At 70.1% G+C, this 502-nt stretch carries 1 protein-coding gene; it reads left to right on the forward strand.

Features of this window, described 5'->3' with window-relative positions; all coding sequences use genetic code 11:
- Positions 1-12: 12 nt before the first annotated feature.
- Positions 13-502: FUSC family protein (locus FXO21_RS28620; protein ID WP_192579383.1), on the forward strand; the 490-nt coding region annotated here is incomplete at its 3' end.

The following is a 502-nucleotide window of genomic DNA, read 5'->3' on the forward strand; positions in this document are numbered from 1 at the left end:
TATGCTCGCCGCATGAAATTCGCCTTGCCCTCTCTGCCGCCGCTCGCAGCCGTTCGCACCGCGCTGCGCGACGCCCGGCCCACGCTGCCGCCCGGCGCCCTCGGCTTCGCGTTGCGCAACACCGCCGCGTCGCTCCTCGCGCTCTACATCGCGTTCCGGATGAATCTCGACGACCCGAAATGGGCTGCGTCGACGGTGTGGATCGTCGCGCAGGGCAGCCGCGGGATGGGCTTGTCGAAGAGCCAGTACCGGATTCTCGGCACCGCGATCGGCGCGGCCGTCGCGCTCGTGCTGACCGGGGCGTTCGCGCAGACGCCCGAACTGTTCCTGCCGGCGCTCGCCGCGTGGATTGGCCTGTGCGCGGGCGTCGCGACCTTCCTGCGCAATTTCCGCGCGTATGCGGCGGTGCTCGCGGGCTATACGGCGGCGATCATCGCGATGGATGCCGTCTCCGCGCCGCTGCACGCATTCGATATCGCGACCGCGCGCTTCCTGTACGTGG

This window comes from Dyadobacter sp. UC 10 (assembly GCF_008369915.1).
In the GTDB taxonomy this organism is placed as follows: Bacteria; Bacteroidota; Bacteroidia; order Cytophagales; family Spirosomataceae; genus Dyadobacter.